Source organism: Amycolatopsis sp. La24, assembly GCF_029087445.1.
Lineage (GTDB): Bacteria > Actinomycetota > Actinomycetes > Mycobacteriales > Pseudonocardiaceae > Amycolatopsis > Amycolatopsis nivea.
In genome coordinates this window covers 47,204-68,391 of record NZ_JARACH010000024.1, presented here as the reverse complement: position 1 = coordinate 68,391, position 21,188 = coordinate 47,204, and the positions used below count along the sequence as shown (strand labels likewise).

The following is a 21,188-nucleotide window of genomic DNA, read 5'->3' as shown; positions in this document are numbered from 1 at the left end:
GCATGTTCGAGGGTTCTCTATTTAACACTGTTCTGGTCGCCAACCGCGGAGAGATCGCGGTTCGCGTAATCCGGTCGCTGCGTGCGCTCGGGATCCGTTCGGTCGCGGTGTACAGCGACGCGGACGCCGACGCCCGGCACGTCCGCGAGGCCGACACCGCGGTGCGCCTCGGCCCGGCCGAAGCGGCGAAGAGCTACCTGTCGATCCCGGCGATCGTCGCCGCGGCAAAGGAAACCGGCGCGCAGGCGGTGCACCCGGGGTACGGCTTCCTCGCCGAGAACACCGCGTTCGCGCGGGCTTGCGCGGAGGCCGGGCTGGTGTTCATCGGCCCGCCGCCGGAAGCGATCGACAAGATGGGTGACAAGATCCGGGCGAAGGCCACGGTCTCCGCGGCCGGGGTTCCGGTCGTGCCCGGGGCGTCCGATATGGACATTCCGGAGGGCGGGTTCGCTGAAGCCGCCGCCAAAGTCGGCTATCCGCTGCTGCTGAAGCCGTCCGCGGGCGGCGGCGGCAAGGGCATGCGCCTGGTGCACCAAGAGTCCGAATTGGCCGCTGCGGTCGAGTCCGCACGCCGGGAAGCGAAGAGTTCCTTCGGCGACGACACGCTGCTCATGGAGCGGTTCGTCACCACGCCGCGGCACATCGAGATCCAGGTGCTGGCCGACACCCACGGCACCGTGCTGCACCTCGGCGAACGCGAGTGCAGCCTGCAGCGACGGCACCAGAAGATCATCGAGGAAGCGCCGTCGGTGCTGCTCGACGAGGCCACCCGGGCGAAAATGGGCGCGGCGGCCGCGGAAGCCGCGCGGTCGGTCGGCTACGTCGGCGCGGGCACGGTCGAGTTCATCATGTCCGCGCACAACCCGGACGAGTTCTTCTTCATGGAGATGAACACCCGGCTGCAGGTCGAGCACCCGGTCACGGAAATGGTGACCGGCCTCGACCTGGTGTCCTGGCAGGTGCGGGTGGCGGCAGGGGAGCCACTCGGGCTGACGCAGGACGACGTGCGCCTCGACGGGCACGCGGTCGAGGCCCGGGTCTACGCCGAAGATCCCGCGCGCGGGTTTATCCCGACGGGCGGCACGGTGCTCGCCGTGCACGAGCCTTCCGGCGACGGCGTGCGGGTGGACTCGTGGATGTCGGTCGGCGCGGTGGTCGGGTCGAACTACGACCCGATGCTGGCGAAGATCATCGCGCACGGCCCCGATCGCGCGTCGGCGCTGCAGAAACTCGACCGCGCGCTCGCCGACACCGCATTGCTCGGGCTCGGCACGAACATCGCGTTCCTGCGTGGCCTGCTCGCCGACGAGGACGTCCGCGCCGGACGGCTGGACACCGAACTGGTGGACCGGCGACTGTCCGAATTGGTCTCCTCGGAAGTCCCGGCCGGCTTTTTCGTCGCCGCGGCAATGGACCGGCTGATCTCGCTGCAGCCGACCGGTGCGGTCGTGGACCCGTGGGACATCCCGAGCGGATGGCGGCTCAGCGGTCCCGGCGGGATCACTTTCCGCTTGCGTACCGGGGAAAACCAGGCCGTGGTGCGGGTCGAGGGCACGCCGTCGGATGCTTCGGTGCGGGTGGACGACGCCGAGCCGGTGCGCGTTTCCGCCCGCCGCGAGGGTGACCTGCTCGAGGTGCGCCGGGCGAACGGCGTGGAGCGGTACCGCTGTGCGGACGGTCCACAACGGACAGTGTGGCTGGCGAGGGAAGGACGTTCGTTCGCCTTCGCCGACCAGGAATTCACGTTGTCCTCGCGCGGCGAGGCGGCGGGAGCCGGTCCGGTGAAGAGCCCGATGCCGGGAACGGTGCTGGTGGTGAAGGCCGCCGAAGGCGACGCGGTGAGCGCGGGGACGCCGCTGCTGGTCGTCGAGGCGATGAAGATGGAGCACACCGTGACCGCGCCGATCGACGGTGTGGTGACTGAGCTTTCGGTGCGGGTCGGCCAGCAGGTCGCGCTCGACGAGACGCTGGCCGTGGTGAGCGCGGCGGAGGAGAAGCAGTGATCGACTTCCGGCTGGACGACGAGTACGAAGCGCTTCGCAAGACGGTCGAGGACTTCGCGCAGGCGGAGGTCGCACCGGTGATCGGGCCGCTGTACGAGAAGGAAGAATTCCCGTACGAGCTGGTCGCCAAGATGGGCGAGATGGGCCTGTTCGGCCTGCCGTTCCCGGAGGAATTCGGCGGCATGGGCGGGGATTACTTCGCGCTGTGCCTCGCGCTGGAGGAACTGGCGCGGGTCGATTCCTCGGTCGCGATCACGCTGGAGGCGGGGGTTTCGCTCGGCGCGATGCCCATCTACCGCTTCGGCACCCAGGAGCAGAAGGAAACCTGGCTGCCCATGCTGACCACGGCGGAGGCGCTCGGCGGGTTCGGCCTCACCGAACCCGGCGGCGGCTCGGACGCCGGGGCCACCCGCACGCGCGCCCGGCTCGACGGCGACGAGTGGGTCATCAACGGCAGCAAGGCGTTCATCACCAACTCCGGCACCGACATCACGAAACTGGTCACCGTCACCGCGGTCACCGACGTGATGGAGAACGGCCGCAAGGAGATCTCGGCGATCATCGTCCCGTCCGGCACGCCGGGCTTCTCGGTGGCCCCGAAGTACTCGAAGGTCGGCTGGAACTGCTCGGACACCCACGAACTGTCCTTTTCGGACGTCCGGGTGCCCGCGGAGAACCTGGTGGGCAAGCGCGGGCGCGGCTACGCGCAGTTCCTGTCCATTTTGGACGAGGGACGGGTGGCGATCGCCGCGCTGAGCGTCGGTCTCGCGCAGGGCTGCGTGGACGAATGCCTGAAGTACGCGAAGGACCGCGTCGCGTTCGGCCACCGGATCGGCGAGTACCAGGCGATCCAGTTCAAGATCGCGGACATGGAGGTCCGCGCGCACACGGCCCGGCTGGCGTACTACCAGGCGGCGTCGAAGATGCTGCGCGGCGAACCGTTCAAGAAGGAAGCGTCGATCGCGAAGCTGGTGGCGTCGAACGCGGCGATGGACAACGCCCGCGACGCGACGCAGATCTTCGGCGGATACGGCTTCATGAACGAATTCCCGGTCAGCCGCTTCTACCGCGACGCGAAGATCCTGGAGATCGGCGAGGGCACCAGCGAGGTCCAGAAGATGCTGATCGCGCGCCACCTCGGGGTCGGCGCCTGAGACCCAGCGCCGCCGGGGCGTCCGGGCGGAGTCCCGGCGGCGCTGCTTCACCTGTCCCTATGGTGGGGATATGGAGTTCACGATCCGGCCTGGGGCCGCCGGAGACGCAGACGTTTTGCTGGGGTTTTTCGACGACGCCGTCGCATGGCTGGTCGCGCGGGGCAGCGCGGGCCAATGGGGCACGCAACCGTGGAGCACGAACCCGAAACGCGTCGAACGCGTGCACGAGTTCGCGGCCGAGCCCGGGTTCCGGATGGCGGAGATCGACGGACAGCCCGCGGGCGCGTTGATCCTCGGGCAGGCGATGCCGTACACCCCGCAGGTCGACGAGCCTGAACTGTACGTGCGGCTGTTGATCACCTCCCGCCGGTTCACCGGGCACCGGGTCGGCTCGCGGCTGCTGGAGCACGCGATGGACGAGGCGAAACGGCGCGGGATTGACCTCGTGCGCGTCGACTGCTGGGCGGGCGGCGACGGCGATCTGCCGCGCTACTACGAGAGCCAGGGCTTCAAGCCGACCGAGCAGTTCACTGTCAACGGCTGGCTCGGCCAGGTCCTTGAGCAACGGGTTGGGGGATAGCGGCCCGGGCTGATCCGGAGGACGATATTGGCACAGTGTCAATAGACTGAGGAGTCCGCCATGGCGAGGCAGTCGCTCTCCGGAAAGGTCGTTGTCGTCACGGGCGGCGCGCAGGGCATCGGGGCGGCCACCGCCGCCGCGCTGCACCGGCGCGGCGCCCGGCTGGTGCTCGGCGACCTCGATCGGATCCGCGCCGAGAAAACCGCCGGCGAGCTGGGCCCGGACGTGGTCGCGTCGCCGCTGGACGTCACCGACACGGCCGCCTTCACCGCGTTCCTGGACGACGTCGAACGCACCATCGGGCCGATCGACGTGCTGATCAACAACGCCGGCATCATGCCGCTTTCGCCGCTGGACGAGGAGGACGACGCGGCCACGCGGCGGCTGCTGGAGATCAACGTGCACGCGGTCGTGCACGGCACGCGCGAGGCGGTCATGCGGATGAAGCCGCGCGGTCGCGGGCACATCGTGAACGTGGCGTCGATGGCCGGAAAGTCCGGATTCTCCGGAGCGGCCACGTACTGCGCTACGAAACACGCCGTGGTCGGGTTGTCCGAGTCGGTGCGGCTGGAGCTGCGCGGCACCGGTGTCGAGGTGTCGTGCGTGATGCCCGCGGTGGTGCGTACCGAACTCGCGTCCGGGCTGGGCGAGGCGCGGTTCATCAAGTCAGTGGGGCCCGAGGACGTCGCGGCGGCGATCGTCGACGCGCTGGAGCGGCCGAAGTTCGACGTCTTCGTCCCGAAATCGCTCGATCTGACCGGCCGGATCACCCGGCTGTTGCCGCGCGCGTTCGGCGAATGGCTGGTGCGCGCCCTCGGCGGTGACCAACTGCTCGCGTCGGCCGCGCATTCGCCCGAGCGCGCCGAGTACGAGGGCAGGGCCGCCCGGAGCGCGCCGTCGGCCGTCCCGCCTGGTGGGAGCAGCTGAGGCGGACGTGCGCTTGCCGGGTGCTTGCGGGAGTGGCGTGTTGATGCCGTGCCCGCGCGCACGGCAAGATGCCCGGCAGACGACGAGTTCCAGGAGGCGCAGCATGGTTTCCCCACCGGCCCGGTTGGCTGCCGCGGCGGCCAATGTCGTGGGCAAGGTTTTCCAGGGTGGGGTCGCCGATCTGCGGCCGATGCCGAGGGTGCTGATCGACCAGGGGCCCAACCGGTCGGTGTACCGGATGACGCACGGCGCGGCCACGACCTCGGGCCCGCCGGTACTGCTGGTGCCGCCGCTGGCCGCGCCCGCGCTGTGCTTCGACCTGCGCCGCGGCTGCAGCCTCATCGAGCACCTGGTCGAGGGCGGACGCCCGACCTACCTGGTCGACTACGGCATGGTCGCGTTCTCCGACCGCAGGCTCGGCATCGAGCACTGGATCGACGAGGTGCTGCCGAGGGCGATCCGGAAGGTCAGCGAGGACGCCGGCGGACAGGGCGTGCACCTGGTGTCGTGGTCGCTCGGCGGGATCTTCTCGATGCTGGTCAGCGCGGACCAGCCGGGCCTGCCGATCGAATCGATCACCGCGGTCGGCTCGCCGGTCGATTTCACCGCGATCCCGATCGTCGCGCCGTTCCGCCCGCTCGTGGACCTCACCGGCGGGCACCTGCTCACCCCGGTGTACCGGGTGTTCGGCGGCGCACCGTCCTATTTGGTCACCCGGGTCTTCCGCGCCACCGGGATCTCCAAGGAGATCACGAAACCGCTGGCGATCCTGAAGAACCTCGACGACCGCGACTACCTCGCGCAGATCGAGGCCGTGGACCACTTCATGGACAACATGTACGCCTATCCCGGGCGCACGTTCGGCCAGCTGTACCACCGCCTGTTCCGTACCAACGACCTCGCCGAGGGCACCGTCGACCTGAACGGGCGCAAGATCAGCCTGTCCGACGTGAAGACGCCGATGCTGGTGGTGGCGGGCGAAAACGACACCATCGCGCCGCGGGCGTCGGTGGAACGCGTGGTGCAGCTGCTGGAGAACGCACCGGAGGTCCGGTTCCGCACCGCGCCCGGCGGGCACCTCGGCGTGCTCACCGGACGCCGCGCCCGGGGCACGACCTGGCGGTACCTGGACGAGTTCCTGGACGACCGGGTCAGCTAGCCGAGGGCTGCGCCGGGAAGAACCACGTCCGCACGTCGCGGGTGAGCAGCGCCCGCAGCGCGAGCCCGGAGAAAATCAGCGGCAGCAGCCCGGGCAAGCCCTTGCTGAGCAGCGTGACGACGCTGTTCAGCACCAGGAGGCTTTCGATGACCGCTGCGGTCACGTAGGCCCATTGCTGGCGCTTGGGCAATACGACCGCGCACACCGCGAGCGCGATAGCGGTCGCGTAGGTGATCGCGATGTAGAGCTGCGTGAGGCTGATCAGCTCGATCAGCGAAACCCCGGCCATCCCGGCCAGCAGCAGTGGGCCGATCGCGCTCAGCGCGACCTGGATCCACATGAAGATGCGGGCCTGTTTGAGGTCGGCCGGCGCCACCGGAGCGGTCATGCCGGGCAGATTAGGGCATTTCCGCGGCTTTCCGGGTGAATTGCGGACGGCGGAGATCAATCCGATATCCGCGCGAAGTCGGTGAAAAACCGGCGGTACCGTGAAGCGGTGATCGCTGCATACGTGACGTCGCTCGGCGACAGTTCCCAGATCAGGGTCGGGCAGCTCCCGGACCCCGAGCCGGGGCCGCGCGAGGTGCTGGTGAAAGTCTCCGCGGTGACGGTGAACCACGTCGACACCTTCATCCGCTCCGGCGCTTATCCCACGGCCCTTTCGTATCCGTTCGTCATCGGCCGGGATCTGGTGGGCACTGTTGTCTCGTCGCCAGTAGACCGTTTCGCTCCCGGCGACCGAGTGTGGTGCAACAGCCTCGGCCACGACGGTCGGCAAGGCTCCTTCGCCGAGTACTGCGCGGTGCCCGAGGAACGGCTTTATCGCTTGCCGGACGGGGTTTCCGACGACGCCGTCGCGGTCCTGCACACCGCCGCCACCGCGTATTTGGGCCTCTTCGAACACGCCGGCGCCGGGTACGGCGAGACGATCGCGGTCCTCGGCGCGGCGGGCGGCGTCGGCAGCGCGGTCGTCCAACTTGCTTCGACCGCCGGCCTGCGCGTCGTCGCGACCGCCCGCGCCGAGGACGCGGAATGGTGCCGGGAATGCGGTGCCGAAGAGGTTTTCGACTATTCCGATCCTGACCTCTACCGCAAACTCCCCGTGGTGGATCTGCTGTGGGACAACGCCGGAAAGCACGACCTGGTCTCGGCGGTGCCACTCCTGTCCCGCGGCGGCCGCATCGTGGCGATGGCCGGAATGGAATCGAAACCGACGCTGCCGATCGGCGAGCTGTACACCCGCGACGCCAGCATCCGCGGTTTCGCCATCAGCAACGCCGGTGTCACCGCGCTGGGTTCCGCTGCCCGCGTCATCAACCGGGGCCTGTCCACCGGAATCCTCCGGCCCCGGATCGGCACTCGCCTGCCCCTGGCCTCGGCGGCGGAAGCACACCGGTTGCAGGAGTCAGGCGAGGCGCGAGGCCGGATCGTGCTGGAGGTCTAATCCCGCGACGTCACACGGTGAGGACGACCTTGCCCCGCAGATGACCGCCTTCGAGCAGCCGATGCGCGTCGGCGATGCGCTCGAACGGGAACGTCTCCTGCACGTGGACCCGCAGCTTGCCCTGCTCGACGAGCGCGACCAGTTCCCGCAGTGCGATCGGATCAGGCTCGACCGCGATGCCGCTGAACCGCATCCCGGCCGCCTCGAACTTCGCGATCAGCGCGGTGTCCTCCTCCGCGACCGCCGTCACCAGGTGCCCGCCTGGCCGGAGCACCCCCAGCGAACGCTCAGCCGCGTCGCCGCCAAGCGTGTCGAGCACAACGTCGACATCTTTGGCAGCTTCAGCGAAATCGACCTTCGTGTAGTCGATGACTTCGTCAGCACCGAGCCCCTCGACGAACTCCCGCTTGCTCTCACTGGCGGTGGTAATCACATGCGCGCCAAGGGCTTTGGCAAGCTGGATCGCGACATGCCCGACCCCGCCGCCACCGCCGTGAATCAGAACGCGATCGCCCGCCGTCACGCCGCCAAGGTCGACCAACCCTTGCCACGCCGTCAACCCGACGACCGGCAACGCCGCGGCCTCGACGTGCGAAAGCTCCTTCGGCTTCTTGACGAGATGCAAGGCCGGAGCAGCCACCATCTCGGCGTACGCGTTGGCCGCGCGGGGAAACAACGGCATCCCGAACACTTCGTCGCCAGGCCGGAACCGCCAGCTCAACGCCTCTTCGACCACGCCGCTGACGTCCCACCCGAGCACGAACGGCGGCTGCCCGAGCAACGGAAACTCGCCCTCGCGCAGCCGCGCCTCCAACGGATTGAGCCCGATCGCCTTGACGCGCACGAGGACTTCGGTAGGCAAGGCCCGGGGCTCCGGCGCGTCCACGATCGTGAGCACTTCGGGACCGCCGAGCTCTTTCTGGGTGATGATTCGCATGACTCTCCTGGTTTCTGGAGGGGTACGAAAACCAGGCTAGGAATCCGATAGGTACCTGCGGGTACCTTGGACTCCATGAGCGGTACCCGCGGCATCTTCCTCGCCGATTGCCCAGCGCGCTTGGCCGTCGACTTGATCGCCGACAAGTGGACCGTGGTCGTGCTCGCGGGCCTCAGCGAGGGCCCGGTCCGGCATGGTGACCTGGTCGAGCTGATCGGCGGCATCTCGAGGAAGGTGCTCACCCAGACGCTGCGCCGGCTGGAAGCACACGGGCTCGTTCGCCGCCAGGCGTATGCGGAGGCACCACCGCGGGTCGAGTACGAGTTGACGTCGCTGGGAGCTACGTTGATCGAGCCCATCCATACGCTGACGGAGTGGGCTCGGGCTAATGGGGACGCCGTTTTGGATGCGCTGGATTCGGCTCAACAGAACAGTTGAGTGACGGCGTCGACTGAGAAGACCGCTCGGCCCGCTACCGGCGAGCGGGCCGAGCGGTCTCGATCACTTCAGCTCAGCCGACGACTTCCCCAGCACCCGCCGAGCCACGATCAGCTGCTGGATCTGTTGCGTCCCCTCGAAAATGTCCAGAATCTTCGCATCCCGGGACCACTTCTCCAGCAGCGATTCCTCCGTGTACCCATACGATCCGGCCAGTTCGACGCACTTCAGCGTCACATCGACCACGGTCCGCCCAGCCTTCGCCTTGGCCATCGAAGCCTGCAGCGAGTTCGGCTGACGGTTGTCCGCCATCCAAGCCGATTCCAGCGTCAGCAGGTAGGCGGCCTCGTAATCCGCCTCCAACTGCAGGAAGGTCGCGGCCGCGGCGTGCTGGGTCAGGGCCGGGCGGTCGTAGTCGATGACCACGCCTGCTTCGGTGAGGATGCGGCGGGTTTCGTCCAGCGCGGCGCGGGCGACGCCGATTGCCATCGCGGCTACCAGCGGGCGGGTGTTGTCGAAGGTCTGCATGACCCCGGCGAAACCCTTGGCCGTGTCGATTTCCGGTGTGCCCAGGAGGTTTTCCTTCGGCACGCGGCAGTTCTCGAAGCGCAGCACGGCGGTGTCGGACGCGCGGATGCCGAGTTTGTGTTCCACGCGCACGACCTCGAAGCCGGGCGTGCCCTTCTCCACCACGAACGACTTGATCGCGGCGCGGCCCTTCGTGCGGTCGAGCGTCGCCCAGACCACGACGGCGTCGGCGCGCTGGCCGGACGTCACGAAGATCTTTTCGCCGTTCAGGATGTAGTCGTCGCCGTCCTCGGTGGCCGTCGTGGTGATGGCGGCCGAGTCCGAACCGCAGCCGGGTTCGGTGATCGCCATCGCGGCCCACAGGCCCTTGAACCGCTCGAGCTGCTCGTCGGTCGCCACCGAGCCGATCGCGGCGTTGCCGAGTCCCTGGCGCGGCATGGACAGCAGCAGGCCGACGTCGCCCCAGCACATTTCGATCGTGCCGAGCACCACGTTCAGGTTGGCGCCGTTGCGGTTTCCCTTGGGGCCGTCGTCCTTTTCGGACCGGCGCACGCCAGCCGCGCCCGCTCCGCCTTCGCCGGAGGAATTGAGTCCGTCCAGCAGCGCGGCGAACATGTCCAATTCGGACGGATAGGTGTGCTCGGCGCGGTCGTACTTGCGCGAGATCGGCCGGAACACCTCGGCCGCGGCCTGGTACGCCTGGTTGATCAGCGCGCCGGCCTTCTTCGGAGCTTCCAGGTTGATCATGAGTTGCCTTTCGGAGCAAGAAAAAGGATCAGAGGAGGACGGCGCCTTCCATCACGCCGATCGCCCGCAGGTCGCGGTACCAGCGCTCCACCGGATGCTCCTTCACGAACCCGTGCCCGCCGAGCAGCTGCACGCCGGCGTTGCCGATCTGCATGCCCTTGTCCGTCGCGAGCTTGCGGGCGAGCGCCGCTTCCCGCGCGTATTCCTTGCCCTGTTCGGCCCGGGCCGCCGCGCGCAGCGTGACCAGGCGCAGGCCCTCCAGCTCGATCGCGATGTCCGCCACCGAGAACGCGACCGCCTGCCGGTGGCTGATCGGTTCGCCGAACGCGGTGCGCTCGTTCACGTAAGGCACCACGTAGTCCAGCACGGCCTTGCCGACACCGGCGGCGAGCGCCGCCCAGCCGAGCCGGGAAAGCCGGATCACCTCGGTGAACACGTCCGCCTTGCCGCCGCCGAGCAGTGCGCCCGCGGGCAGCGAAACCTTCTCCAGGTGCAGCTTCCCGGTGGCCGCGCCGCGCAGGCCCATCGCGGGTTCGGACTCGATCGTCACGCCCGCGTTGGACGATTCGACCAGGAACAGCGCCGGTCCGCGGCCTTCCAGGTCGGCAGAGACGATGAACAGCTCGGCCTCCGCCGCACGCGGGACGAGCGACTTCACGCCGTCGAGCTGGTAGCCCTTCGGGGTGCGCTTCGCCTTGGTGGCGGGCTTGAACGGGTCGAACAACGGCGTCCGCTCCAGCAGCGCGAGCGCCGCGGCGGGCACCTGCTCGCCGGTGAACGCGGGCACGTAATCGGCCTGCTGCTGCTCGTCGCCCCACGCGACCAGCGCGGTGCTCACCGCGGACGGGGCCAGCACGGCCACCGCCAGTCCGAGGTCGCCGTGCGCGAGCGTCTCCGCGACCAGCGCGTTCGTCACGACCGAACGCTCAGTGCCCGCGCCGCCCAGCTCTTCCGGAATCCCGACGAGGCTGACGCCCAGCTCGGCAGCGCGGCTCAGCAGACCCTCCGGCGCGGCGAGCTTCTCGTCGGCGTCCGCGGCGGCCGGACGCAGCTGTTCGGCGGCGAACTCGCTGACCGTCTCGACGATGAGCTTCTGGTCCTCGTCCGGCGTCAGGTCGAACAGCCCGCGGTCGTCCGGCTTCGCCAGCCGCGCCGGTTTGCCCAGCCGCTGGACCGAGGTGAACGACCTGGTCGCCGCCCCCGCCGCGCGGAACCCGCTGCGGGTCCCCGTCTTGACCAGGTTCTGCACCGGCCCGCGCAGCCCGACCCGGTCGATCGCCTTGCTCCCGGCCAACCGGGTGAGCGCGGCCAGGCCGAGGCCCATCGCGTCTCGTTTCCTTGGCGCAGCCATGCAGCATCTCCCTCGCGTTACCTACTCACGAGTAGGTTAGCGCGGCGATGCGGAATCCGCCAGTGCGGCCCGGCTCACCCGACGACCGGCCGCCGGGCCAGCGACGTGCGTTCGAAGGCGATGAGAAGCAGGACCGAGGCCGTGACGATCAGCAGCAGCAAGGTCGCGGGCACGTGTCCCAGCAGCGGGGTGAGGGCGAGCAGCAGCGCCGCGAGCACGAGCCGCTGCCGGTTCCAGCTGCCGAGGTTGCGCCGCCGCAGCGAGCTGAGCGCGACCAGATACAGCGCGAGCCCGCCGGTCAGCGCCCACAGCGCGACGCCGTGCAGTGCGTCCGCCGGACTGTGGTCCAGGGTCAGGAACGTCGTCTTCAACCCGAGCGCGACGAGCACGATGCCGGCGATGAGCGGCAGGTGCAGATAGGTGTAGGAGTCAGTGGCGATCTTGGTCCGCGCGAGGCCTTCGGCTTGGGCGAGCCTGCGTTCGGCGACGTTGGCGACCAGATCGAAGTACGTCCACCACATCCCGGCGGCGAGCGCGATCCCGCAGATCGCCGACCCGGCGACGAGCCCGGTGATCGGCACGTGCCCGATCCCGATGCCGATCGCCACGACCGATTCGCCCAGCGCGATGATCACGATCAGCCCGAACCGCTCGGCGAAGTGCGCGGGCGAGTGCAGCCGCCAGCCGGCGGGACCGGTCAGATAGACGTTGAGATAGTCCACCGCCAGCGCGACCACCCACAACGCGGGCTGCCACGGCCCGCCCACGACATCGGCGACGGCCAGCAAAGCCAGGCTCGGGAGCAGTCCGCGCAGCATCTTCAGCAGCACCAGGCGCAGTTCGGCGTCGTGCCGCGCGGCCCCGGCGTACGCGACGATGTGCAGCAGCCGCACGACGCCGTAACAAGCGACGAACAGCAACGGCCCGTCGAGCCCGCCCGGTTGGCTGGTGAGTGCCTGCGGCACGGTGAGCGCGACGAGGAACATCACCGCCATCGCGCCGAACATCGCCAGCCGGGCGATGCCGTGGTCGACGTGGATGGTCGTGCCGAGCCACGCGTAGCTGCACCAGCACCACCACAGCACCATCAGCACCAGCAGTCCCTCGCCGACGCCGAGGAGGCTCAGGTGTCCGGCCATCAGTTCGGTCGTCTGCGTGATGGCGTAGACGAAGACCAGATCGAAGAAAAGCTCAAGGGTCGTGACGCGGTGGTCTTCGTCCGCGCGAACCAGATGCAGCAGTCTCGTGGGCACGGCCGATGCTGACACGGATGGGCGACCGATCGGGGCGGTTTCGCTGACAGCGTGCGACCGACCTCGCGAGGTTCTCTTCTCTCAGAAGTTGTGACTTCACCTCTGAAGTACTTCACTAGTGAAGTTGCAACAACTTTTGAGAGAGAACCACTTGCGAAGTGGTCTGCCCGCCCGCCGCGACCGCCGTCAGCCGAGCCCGAGAACCGCGTGCAGTACCGCCGTCAGCTCGGTCTGCAGATGCGGCCTGTTCTTGATCCGCCCGGTCCGGCTGAGGTCGTTCGCGATGGTCAGCGCGGCATGCACCCGGATCTTCGCCTCGCGCGCCGGAAGCTCCGGAAACACCGCGCACAGCAAGGAAACCCACTGGTCGACGTAGTCCCGCTGGACGCGGCGCAGATCGGCCTTGTCCCGCTGCGGCATGGTCGCGCGGTCCGCGGTGAAGGACACCAGCAGTTCCGGCGTGCGCAGCAGGATGTGCACGTACGACGCGGCGAGCCGGCCCAGTGCGGATCGTTCGTCCGGGGCCTGCAGTGCCTGTTCGGCGGCCAGTGCGAGCCGGTCGGCGGCGCGGTGTCCGATCGCGACCATCAGCGCGGCCTTGCTGGGGAAGTGCCGGTACACGCTGGGCCCGGCGATGCCTGCCGCCGCGCCGATGTCCTCCATGCTCACCGTGTGGAAGCCGCGTTCGGCGAAGAGCCCGGTCGCGGCGGTCAGCACCTGCTCGCGGCGGGACGGCGTGCCGAGGCTGCTCGCGACCGGCGGCGCGGGTTCGTCCGGGACCGGGAGTGAGGCGTTGAGCACAGTCTGCGCCAGTTCGACCAGCAGCGGCACGAAGCGTTTGCGCGCCACCGACGTGTGGTGCACCGCGACGCTCCCGAACACCGACAGCGCGGCCCAGCACAGCAGTTCGGCCTCGTCCGCGGACAGCTCGGGACGCAGGGTGAGCAGGGCTTTCGTCCACGCGTCGAGCACGGCGCCGGACCGGCGGCGGATCTCCCGGCGCTGCTCGCGCGGCAGATGCGGACCCTCCCAGCGCCATAGCGCGGCGATCTCCCGGCGCTCGACCGCCTGCGTCGCGAGGCCGGTGAGCAGGGCGTCCAGCTGGGCGAGCGGCGGCGCGGAATCGGCGAGCGCGGCCGCGGTGGCCGACTCCATGTCGTCGATCCCGGCGAGCACGACGTAGGCGAGGATCGCCTGCTTGTCGGCGAAATGCCGGTACAGCGCGGGGCCGGTGACCCCGGCCGCCGCGGCGATGTCATTGATTCCGACGCCGTGGAACCCCCGCGCGCGGAACAGCTCGGCCGCGACGGCAGCGAGCTGGGCCTTGCGGTCGCGAGGGCGCGTGCCGCGGGCGGGATACGTACTCATGGTGAACTGACCATAGCGCTAATCGAAACTACGGCAACCCATTGACACCATGGGGTTCATCGGGCTTATGTTAATGGCCATTAGCACCTACTGGCCGGTATAGTCGGCCGCGAGATACACCGCAGTGTCCATCCATGCCGCTTCGCGGAGGAGTTGTTCAGTGAGTAGCGAGGCCTACATCTACGAGGCGTTGCGCACGCCCCGGGGCAAGAACAAGGGCGGTGCCCTGCACGGCACCAAGCCGGTCGACCTGGTGGTCGGCCTCATCCAGGAGCTGAAGGTCCGCCACCCGAACCTCGATCCGCAGGCGATCGACGACATCGTGCTCGGCGTCGTGTCCCCGGTGGGCGAGCAGGGCGCGGACATCGCGCGCACCGCCGCGCTCGTCGCGGGCCTGCCGCAGACCGTCGCGGGCGTGCAGCTCAACCGGTTCTGCGCGTCCGGGCTCGAGGCCACGAACGTCGCCGCGCAGAAGGTCCGCTCCGGTTGGGACCAGCTGGTCATCGCGGGCGGCGTGGAGTCGATGTCGCGCGTGCCGATGGGTTCCGACGGCGGCGCGCTGTTCATGGACCCGGCCACCGCGTACGACCACTACATCGCCCCGCAGGGCATCGGCGCGGACTTGATCGCGACGATGGAGGGCTTCTCCCGCGAGGACGTCGACGCCTTCGCGGTCCGCTCGCAGGAGAAAGCCGAGGCGGCCTGGTCCGGCGGCTACTTCGCGAAGTCCGTGGTGCCGGTCAAGGACATGAACGGCGTCACGATCCTCGACCACGACGAGCACCGCCGTCCGGGGTCCACTGTGGAGGGTCTGGCGAAGCTCAAGCCCGCCTTCACCACGATCGGCGAGATGGGCGGCTTCGACGCCGTCGCGCTCCAGAAGTACCACCAGGTCGAGAAGATCGACCACGTGCACACCGGCGGCAACTCGTCCGGCATCGTCGACGGGTCGGCCATCGTGCTGGTCGGTTCCGAGCAGGCGGGCAAGACCTTCGGCCTCACGCCGCGGGCGCGCATCGTCGCCACCGCCTCGATCGGCTCCGAGCCCACGATCATGCTGACCGGTCCGACGCCTGCCACCGAGAAGGTGCTGAAGACCGCGGGCCTGACCCCGGACGACATCGACCTGTGGGAGCTTAACGAGGCGTTCGCGTCCGTCGTGCTCAAGTGGCAGAAGGACCTGAACCTTCCGGACGAGAAGATCAACGTCAACGGCGGCGCGATCGCCATGGGCCACCCGCTCGGCGCCACCGGCGCGATGCTGGTCGGCACCGTGGTCGACGAGCTGGAGCGCCGCGAGGCGCGCCGGGCGCTGGTGACGCTGTGCATCGGCGGCGGCATGGGTGTCGCGACCATCATCGAGCGGGTGTGAGGACCGAGATGACCGAGAGCAAGACCATCCGCTGGGACAAGGATTCCGACGGCATCGTCACGCTGACCCTGGACGACCCGGACCAGTCGGCCAACACGATGAACCAGGCCTTCCGCGAGTCGCTCGCCGCGACCGTGGACCGGCTCGAGGCGGAGAAGGACGACATCACCGGTGTCGTGCTCACCTCCGCGAAGAAGACCTTCTTCGCCGGCGGCGACCTGCGCGACCTGATCCAGGCGAAGCCGGAGCACGCGGCCGAGATCACCGCGTCCAGCGGCGCGATGAAGAGCCAGATGCGCCGGCTCGAGCAGCTCGGTAAGCCGGTCGTCGCGGCCATCAACGGCGCGGCGCTCGGCGGCGGCCTCGAGATCGCGCTGGCGACGCACCACCGCATCGCGGCCGACGTCAAGGGCAGCCAGATCGGCCTGCCCGAGGTCACCCTCGGCCTGCTGCCCGGCGGCGGCGGCGTGGTCCGCACCGTGCGGCTGCTCGGCATCCAGAGCGCGCTGCTGAACGTCCTGCTGCAGGGCCAGCGGATGAAGCCGCGCAAGGCGCTGGAGATCGGCCTGGTGCACGAGGTCGTGGACACCGTCGACGAGCTGGTGCCCGCCGCGAAGGCGTGGATCAAGGCCAACCCCGAGGGCGGCGTGCAGCCGTGGGACGTCAAGGGCTACAAGATCCCGGGCGGCACCCCGTCGAACCCGAGCTTCGCGGCGAACCTGCCCGCGTTCCCGGCGAACCTGCGCAAGCAGCTCAAGGGCGCGCCGATGCCCGCGCCGCGCGCGATCCTCGCCGCCGCGATCGAGGGTTCGCAGGTCGACTTCGACACCGCGATCCAGGTCGAGACGCGCTACTTCGTGAGCCTGGCGATCGGGCAGGTCTCGAAGAACATGACCAAGGCGTTCTTCTTCGACCTGCAGACGATCAACTCCGGAGGTTCGCGTCCGGACGGGTTCGAGAAGTTCACCGCCAAGAAGGTCGGCGTGCTCGGCGCCGGGATGATGGGCGCCGCGATCGCCTACGTGTCCGCGAAGGCGGGCATCGACGTGGTCCTCAAGGACGTCTCGCAGGAGGCGGCTGACAAGGGCAAGGGCTACGCGGTCAAGCTCGAGGAGAAGGCGCTCTCGCGCGGCAAGACCACGCAGGAGAAGTCGGACGCGCTGCTGGCGCGGATCAAGCCGACCGCCGACCCGGCCGACTTCGCCGGCGTCGACTTCGTCATCGAGGCCGTGTTCGAGAGCGTCGAGCTGAAGCACAAGGTGTTCGGCGAGATCGAGAGCATCGTCAACGCGGACGCGGTGCTGGGTTCCAACACCTCGACGCTGCCGATCACCACCCTCGCCGAGGGCGTGCAGCGCACCGAGGACTTCATCGGGATCCACTTCTTCTCGCCGGTGGACAAGATGCCGCTGGTCGAGATCATCTGCGGCGAGAAGACGTCGCCCGCCACGCTGGCGAAGGTCTTCGACTACACGCTGCAGATCCGCAAGACCCCGATCGTCGTCAACGACAGCCGCGGCTTCTTCACCTCGCGGGTCATCGGCACCTTCATCAACGAGGCCGTGGCCGCGCTGGGCGAGGGCGTCGAGCCGGCGTCGATCGAGCAGGCGGGTTCGCAGGCCGGGTACCCGGCGCCGCCGCTGCAGCTGATGGACGAGCTGACCCTGACGCTGCCGCGCAAGATCCGCGCGGAAACCCGTGCCGCGATCGAGGCCGCGGGCGGCACCTGGAACGCGCACGCGTCCGAGGCCGTCATCGACACGATGCTCGACAAGTACGACCGGAAGGGCCGTTCCACTGGGGCGGGCTTCTACGAGTACGACGAGAACGGCAAGCGCACCGGTCTGTGGCCGGGCCTGCGCGAGGCGTTCAACTCGGGTTCGGCGGACGTGCCGTTCGAGGACCTCAAGGAGCGCATGCTCTTCGCCGAGGCGCTGGAAACGGTGAAGTGCTTCGACGAGGGCGTCCTGACCTCGATCGCGGACGCGAACATCGGGTCCATCTTCGGCATCGGTTTCCCGCCCTGGACCGGTGGCGTGATCCAGTACATCAACCAGTACGAGGGCGGCCTGCAGGGCTTCGTGGACCGGGCCCGCGAACTGGCGGCGCGGTACGGCAGCCACTTCGAGCCGCCGCAGTCGCTGGTGGAGAAGGCCGCCAAGGGCGAGATTTACGAGTAAAAAAGAATATTCTCGGCGGGGCCGCTCCGGTTTTTCCGGGGCGGCCCCGTTTTTCATGTCTATTCAGGACGATTTCTGCTGTTTTCGTAAGGTGATCAAGGAATGGTGGTCCGCGGTCGCTGAGCGTGAACGCGGGTCGCCCGGAAGGCTGAACCCGGACTACTCGAATGGCCGCTGTCCGAGGGCGGAAATCCTTGGCATGGCGGCATAATTCCGGGACCCCTCCCCTGAGCCGCGTGGTTTACTTCGGCATGGACCAGACGGTGGCAGTCGCGGGGGAGCAGCTCGCGTTCGCTGGTGCGGATCGGCTCGTCAAGCTCATCGGGGCGCTTTACCAACGACCTCGAAGCGGCGACCGGCCGCGGGAATTGCTGGACGACGGGGAATGGCGTCCCGGTTATCACCGGGAGCGCGCCGGGCGGCGCGGGCTGCCCATGGTGTGCCTCGTCGGCGACGCGCGTGCGGGCGTGCTCAAGGAGCTGGCGTCCCGGCTGCAGAACGCGGAACCGGCGGGCACCGTGCGTTCGGTCTATCTGCCCCTCGCCGATCGGCCGGACACCGATTCCGCCGCCGAGGCGACCAAGGAGAGCGTCGACGCCGTACGCGACCTGCTGTGGCACGTCCGCAACAGCCTCGTCCGCAGCGGCCGCACCCGGGAAAGCCGGTTGCGGTTCCGGCTGTTCACGCTGGTCGATCAGCTCATGGCGAAGCAGTTTCCGGACGGCGACACCGATCCCGAACGCACCCTGTTGCGCGAGCTGCAGGAGAACGGCCTGCTGGTCCGCTTCCGCTCGGCCATCGACAGTGTCAGCCGCGAGCTGGTGCCGCAGCATCCGGCGTGGCGATTTCCGTTGCTGCTGCTGCGGTTGCTGACGTTCGGCACCTTCCGGCTCGCGGTCACCGGGCGCGTGCCCGGGCTGTCCGGGCGGTACCGGTGGTTCCTGCGCCAGCCGCACCTCGCGCCGGAGATGTCCGGCAGTTTCGTGCGCTTCGCGCTGCGGCTCACCGACGGCGAATGGCAGAAGGAATCGCCCGAGTACGTCGCGCGGCTGCTGGTCAACGCGTTCCTGGAAGACCTGCGCCGCGAGTACCGGCTGCGGCCGTGGCAGTTCTGGCGACGGCGCCGGATGACCTATCCGGTGCTGCTGCTCGACGAGGTCGGTCCCGCCAACGGCGGTTACCGGCTGCTCCGGCTGATGAACGACGTCCGCAACCAGGTCGGCCTCTTCGACCCGCTGCTCGTGGTGAGCGCGAGCCAGGCCCCGCCGCCGGACGCCGCGCCGAGCGAGGACCGGCCGAAGTACCACGCGACCGACGCCGCCGGTGCGTACCGGGTGTGGCAGAACCGGCTCAGCGCGGACCGGCGCGCTCGCCGCCCCACCGCTTGGTACCTGCCGATCGGGCTCGACGTGCCGCAGACGGAGGCCGAGGAAACCGAGGTACGCAAGCGAATGCTGGCGCTCGGCGAGCACTACGACCTGTCCGGCGGACGCGGGCGGGCGGCGTGGTGGACGACGCGCTGGATCCGCGCCGGGGTGCCCGCGGTGGTGCTCGCGCTGGTCGCCGCGTTCGCCGTGGTGCGTTATCAGTCCTTTCTGGACAGTCACTGCGGCACGTCGAGCGAGTGGCTGAGCCGGGTGGACGACCAGTGCGTCGGAGTGTCCGACGGCACCTTCACGCTGTTCTCCCCGGTCGACAAGGAGGGGACGATCCAGCAGGTCGAAGCCGTGGTCGCGGACCAGAACCGGCGGGCCGAGGAACTGCACCAGCAGCATCCGGAACGGCCGTACATCACGCTGGTCGACCTGGAGGCGCTGACGTCGTCGAACGGCACCGCCGAGGGACTCACCGCGGAACGCGAATCGCTGGAGGGCTTCGCGGTCGCGCAGTCGCGGCAGCTCGACGCGACCGCGGCGGCCGAACCGATCGTGCGCATGCTGATCGCCAACGGCGGCAAGGGAATGCTCCAGGGCGCGCAGGTCGCGCGCACCCTGCTGGAGATGGCGAAACAGGATCCCAGCATCGTCGGCGTGGTCGGACTCGACATGAGCAGCGAGCCGACCGCCACCACGATCCGCGCACTCGGCGACGCGGGCATCCCGATGGTCGCCGCGACCCTCACCGCCGATCAGCTCGCGGACCAGAACCCGATCTACTTCCAGGTCGCACCGCAAAACCGCCGGGAAGCCGCGGTGACCGCGGCCTTTGCCGCCCAGCGCCCCGGCCCGCGCTCGCTTCGCATCTATTACTCCGACGACGACACTGACTTCTACAGTCCCAATCTTCGCGACAATCTGCTGAAAGAGTTCAAGGGCAAGGGTTTCGCGGTCGAAGCACGCGCTTTCGTCCCGGACGAAGGGCAAAAAGCGAGGTCCGCGCATCTCCGCTACGGAGACCGGCTCGTGGGCAACGCGGGTGCGGCCGGGCGCGACAGCTGCTCCTACGACGGGTACGCGTTCTTCGCCGGCCGAGGCGTCCCCGATTTCGGAGCGTTCCTGGCTGGGGCCGCACAATGCGGCAGCACCGCGACGATCATCGGCGACGACGACGTCGCGCGTTTCGTCGCCGACTCCGTTGCGCGAGAAGATCATCGCGCGCTGCCGTACTACTATTTCGCGCTCGCGAACGCGCCGGCCACACCGGCGAAAGGTCTCGCGCGTGACTTCTACTCCACGCTCAATGCCAAATTCTCCTTTGAACACACCGAAAAAGGCCGCTCGTTCGACGGCCACGCGGCGTTGTCCTACGACGCCGCGCTGGTGATGATCACCGCGACCGCGTACCTGCGGGAGACGTCGTCGAAAATCCCGGTCACGCCCGGTGCGGTGTGGCGGGAGATCGCCGCGATCCACACCTCGCGGCCGGACGCGAACCAGATCAACAAATACATCGAGGGAGTGAGCGGAACCATCGACTACGGCGGCGACATCGGCAGGCACGTCCCACAGGACAAATCGCTCGCGGTACTGCAGGTCCAAGGCGGAGAAGTCGACCCGGCGCTCCAGGGCTTCTGCGGCAAGTCGGTCCTGCGCGCCCCGGACCCGTGGTGTCCCGCGGACGGCTGAGCCCGCGGGCGCGTGAGACGATGCCCGCGGAGGAGCCGATGACCGCCGAAGAGCAATTGCCCGTCCTGGACGAACATCGCGTCACCGTGCCCGCCGACGCCGAGACCACCTGGCGCGCGGTCAATCAGGTCGCCGAACGCTTCTCCGGCAGGTTGGCCACCGCGTACGCCTGGGCGGTCCGCTGCGCCGATTGGAAGGCAACCGGTCCGCGTCCGCTCGCGGAAGGATCCACCGTGCCCGGCTTCCGAGTCGTGGTCGCCGAACCGCCGCACCAGCTCGCACTGGCCGGACGACACCAGTTTTCCGAGTACCGCCTCACCTTCCGGCTCGAATCCGTCTCCGCCGCAGAGACCGTGGTCCGCGCCGAAAGCCGGGCCCGGTTCCCCGGCGTGGCCGGAGCGGGCTACCGCTTGCTCGTCGTCGGAAGCGGCGGCCATGTTTTCGGCGTGCGGCGAATGCTGGCGACGATCTCCCGGCTCGCGAAGGACTGACTCGACGGTTGAGTTTCGCGTTCGCCCTGCTGCCGGGCGGCGCGACCGCGCGACCGCCCAGTGCAACGACAGCACCTACATCTACAGCCAGCACCGTTCCGGCACCTGCTCCGGTCACGGCGGCGTCAAACAGTGGCTGTGAACCCGACGACCCCAGCGAGCATTGGGCCAAACGGACCAGTCCGCTAAGT

The 21,188-nt window shown here is 68.9% G+C and carries 18 protein-coding genes; 12 read left to right on the top strand and 6 right to left on the bottom strand.

Features of this window, described 5'->3' with window-relative positions:
- The first annotated feature begins 2 nt into the window (after positions 1-2).
- From PUT80_RS23010 to PUT80_RS22990, 5 genes are all read left to right on the top strand, one after another.
- Positions 3-2,003 carry an acetyl-CoA carboxylase biotin carboxylase subunit gene (locus tag PUT80_RS23010; protein ID WP_275293389.1) on the top strand — a complete coding sequence of 667 codons (2,001 nt, stop codon included), beginning with the start codon at positions 3-5 and terminating at the stop codon, positions 2,001-2,003.
- On the top strand, positions 2,000-3,157 hold the full coding sequence (locus PUT80_RS23005) for an acyl-CoA dehydrogenase family protein (protein ID WP_043832814.1): 1,158 nt from the start codon (positions 2,000-2,002) through the stop codon (positions 3,155-3,157). The genes PUT80_RS23010 and PUT80_RS23005 overlap by 4 nt, the downstream gene beginning before the upstream one ends.
- Positions 3,158-3,227: 70 nt before the next feature.
- On the top strand, positions 3,228-3,737 hold the full coding sequence (locus tag PUT80_RS23000; protein WP_275293388.1) for a GNAT family N-acetyltransferase: 510 nt from the start codon (positions 3,228-3,230) through the stop codon (positions 3,735-3,737).
- Between the two features lie 60 nt (positions 3,738-3,797).
- Positions 3,798-4,664 carry an SDR family oxidoreductase gene (locus PUT80_RS22995; protein WP_275293387.1) on the top strand — a complete coding sequence of 289 codons (867 nt, stop codon included), beginning with the start codon at positions 3,798-3,800 and terminating at the stop codon, positions 4,662-4,664.
- Between the two features lie 103 nt (positions 4,665-4,767).
- Positions 4,768-5,823 carry an alpha/beta fold hydrolase gene (locus tag PUT80_RS22990; RefSeq protein WP_037817139.1) on the top strand — a complete coding sequence of 352 codons (1,056 nt, stop codon included), beginning with the start codon at positions 4,768-4,770 and terminating at the stop codon, positions 5,821-5,823.
- On the opposite strand, the gene PUT80_RS22985 is transcribed toward PUT80_RS22990, so the two are convergent.
- Entirely contained in the window at positions 5,816-6,211 is a 396-nt protein-coding gene (locus PUT80_RS22985; RefSeq protein WP_037817136.1) for a hypothetical protein, read from the bottom strand. The two genes, PUT80_RS22990 and PUT80_RS22985, sit on opposite strands and share 8 nt — an antisense overlap.
- A gap of 108 nt (positions 6,212-6,319) precedes the next feature.
- Between PUT80_RS22985 and PUT80_RS22980 the strand changes: the two genes are divergently transcribed.
- Entirely contained in the window at positions 6,320-7,267 is a 948-nt protein-coding gene (locus PUT80_RS22980; RefSeq protein ID WP_275293386.1) for an NADPH:quinone reductase, read from the top strand.
- Between the two features lie 10 nt (positions 7,268-7,277).
- Here PUT80_RS22980 and PUT80_RS22975 read toward each other — a convergent pair whose 3' ends face one another.
- Positions 7,278-8,204 (bottom strand): NADP-dependent oxidoreductase, encoded by a 927-nt coding sequence (locus tag PUT80_RS22975; RefSeq protein WP_275293385.1) that lies wholly within the window; start codon positions 8,202-8,204, stop codon positions 7,278-7,280.
- Between the two features lie 75 nt (positions 8,205-8,279).
- On the opposite strand from PUT80_RS22975, the gene PUT80_RS22970 reads away from it, so the two are divergent.
- Positions 8,280-8,642: a helix-turn-helix domain-containing protein gene (locus tag PUT80_RS22970; protein WP_037817131.1), complete on the top strand. Its 363-nt coding sequence runs from the start codon at positions 8,280-8,282 to the stop codon at positions 8,640-8,642.
- Positions 8,643-8,705: 63 nt separating this feature from the next.
- Here the strand turns inward: PUT80_RS22970 and PUT80_RS22965 are convergent, their stop codons facing one another.
- The 4 genes from PUT80_RS22965 to PUT80_RS22950 all read right to left on the bottom strand — a co-directional run bounded on the left by PUT80_RS22965 (position 8,706) and on the right by PUT80_RS22950 (position 13,889).
- Complete coding sequence (locus tag PUT80_RS22965; protein ID WP_037817130.1) at positions 8,706-9,917, bottom strand: acyl-CoA dehydrogenase family protein; 1,212 nt, start codon at positions 9,915-9,917, stop codon at positions 8,706-8,708.
- A gap of 28 nt (positions 9,918-9,945) precedes the next feature.
- Positions 9,946-11,241, bottom strand: a complete 1,296-nt coding sequence (locus PUT80_RS22960; RefSeq protein ID WP_275293415.1) for an acyl-CoA dehydrogenase family protein — start codon at positions 11,239-11,241, stop codon at positions 9,946-9,948.
- Between the two features lie 101 nt (positions 11,242-11,342).
- Positions 11,343-12,521 carry a low temperature requirement protein A gene (locus PUT80_RS22955; RefSeq protein ID WP_275293384.1) on the bottom strand — a complete coding sequence of 393 codons (1,179 nt, stop codon included), beginning with the start codon at positions 12,519-12,521 and terminating at the stop codon, positions 11,343-11,345.
- A gap of 186 nt (positions 12,522-12,707) precedes the next feature.
- Complete coding sequence (locus PUT80_RS22950; RefSeq protein ID WP_275293383.1) at positions 12,708-13,889, bottom strand: TetR/AcrR family transcriptional regulator; 1,182 nt, start codon at positions 13,887-13,889, stop codon at positions 12,708-12,710.
- A 160-nt stretch (positions 13,890-14,049) separates the two neighbouring features.
- Between PUT80_RS22950 and PUT80_RS22945 the strand changes: the two genes are divergently transcribed.
- The 5 genes from PUT80_RS22945 (at position 14,050) to PUT80_RS22925 (ending at position 21,139) form a co-directional block, all read left to right on the top strand.
- Positions 14,050-15,261 carry an acetyl-CoA C-acetyltransferase gene (locus PUT80_RS22945; protein ID WP_037817122.1) on the top strand — a complete coding sequence of 404 codons (1,212 nt, stop codon included), beginning with the start codon at positions 14,050-14,052 and terminating at the stop codon, positions 15,259-15,261.
- A gap of 8 nt (positions 15,262-15,269) precedes the next feature.
- A complete protein-coding gene (locus tag PUT80_RS22940; protein ID WP_037817120.1) occupies positions 15,270-17,441 on the top strand; it encodes a 3-hydroxyacyl-CoA dehydrogenase NAD-binding domain-containing protein in 2,172 nt (723 codons plus the stop codon).
- Positions 17,442-17,677: 236 nt separating this feature from the next.
- Positions 17,678-20,506, top strand: a complete 2,829-nt coding sequence (locus tag PUT80_RS22935; protein WP_275293382.1) for a hypothetical protein — start codon at positions 17,678-17,680, stop codon at positions 20,504-20,506.
- Positions 20,507-20,544: 38 nt separating this feature from the next.
- Positions 20,545-20,997, top strand: coding sequence for a hypothetical protein (locus PUT80_RS22930; RefSeq protein ID WP_037817118.1), 453 nt, complete (start codon positions 20,545-20,547; stop codon positions 20,995-20,997).
- Positions 20,942-21,139 carry a DUF3761 domain-containing protein gene (locus PUT80_RS22925; RefSeq protein ID WP_078870625.1) on the top strand — a complete coding sequence of 66 codons (198 nt, stop codon included), beginning with the start codon at positions 20,942-20,944 and terminating at the stop codon, positions 21,137-21,139. The genes PUT80_RS22930 and PUT80_RS22925 overlap by 56 nt, the downstream gene beginning before the upstream one ends.
- Positions 21,140-21,188 lie beyond the last annotated feature (49 nt).

Coding starts and splice junctions, on each gene's coding strand:
- PUT80_RS23010 (WP_275293389.1), top strand. CDS start 3: ATGTTCGAGGGTTCTCTATTTAACACTGTTCTGGTCGCCAACCGCGGA.
- PUT80_RS23000 (WP_275293388.1), top strand. CDS start 3,228: ATGGAGTTCACGATCCGGCCTGGGGCCGCCGGAGACGCAGACGTTTTG.
- PUT80_RS22995 (WP_275293387.1), top strand. CDS start 3,798: ATGGCGAGGCAGTCGCTCTCCGGAAAGGTCGTTGTCGTCACGGGCGGC.
- PUT80_RS22990 (WP_037817139.1), top strand. CDS start 4,768: ATGGTTTCCCCACCGGCCCGGTTGGCTGCCGCGGCGGCCAATGTCGTG.
- PUT80_RS22985 (WP_037817136.1), bottom strand. CDS start 6,211: ATGACCGCTCCGGTGGCGCCGGCCGACCTCAAACAGGCCCGCATCTTC.
- PUT80_RS22975 (WP_275293385.1), bottom strand. CDS start 8,204: ATGCGAATCATCACCCAGAAAGAGCTCGGCGGTCCCGAAGTGCTCACG.
- PUT80_RS22970 (WP_037817131.1), top strand. CDS start 8,280: ATGAGCGGTACCCGCGGCATCTTCCTCGCCGATTGCCCAGCGCGCTTG.
- PUT80_RS22965 (WP_037817130.1), bottom strand. CDS start 9,917: ATGATCAACCTGGAAGCTCCGAAGAAGGCCGGCGCGCTGATCAACCAG.
- PUT80_RS22960 (WP_275293415.1), bottom strand. CDS start 11,241: ATGGGCCTCGGCCTGGCCGCGCTCACCCGGTTGGCCGGGAGCAAGGCG.
- PUT80_RS22950 (WP_275293383.1), bottom strand. CDS start 13,889: ATGAGTACGTATCCCGCCCGCGGCACGCGCCCTCGCGACCGCAAGGCC.
- PUT80_RS22940 (WP_037817120.1), top strand. CDS start 15,270: ATGACCGAGAGCAAGACCATCCGCTGGGACAAGGATTCCGACGGCATC.
- PUT80_RS22930 (WP_037817118.1), top strand. CDS start 20,545: ATGACCGCCGAAGAGCAATTGCCCGTCCTGGACGAACATCGCGTCACC.
- PUT80_RS22925 (WP_078870625.1), top strand. CDS start 20,942: ATGTTTTCGGCGTGCGGCGAATGCTGGCGACGATCTCCCGGCTCGCGA.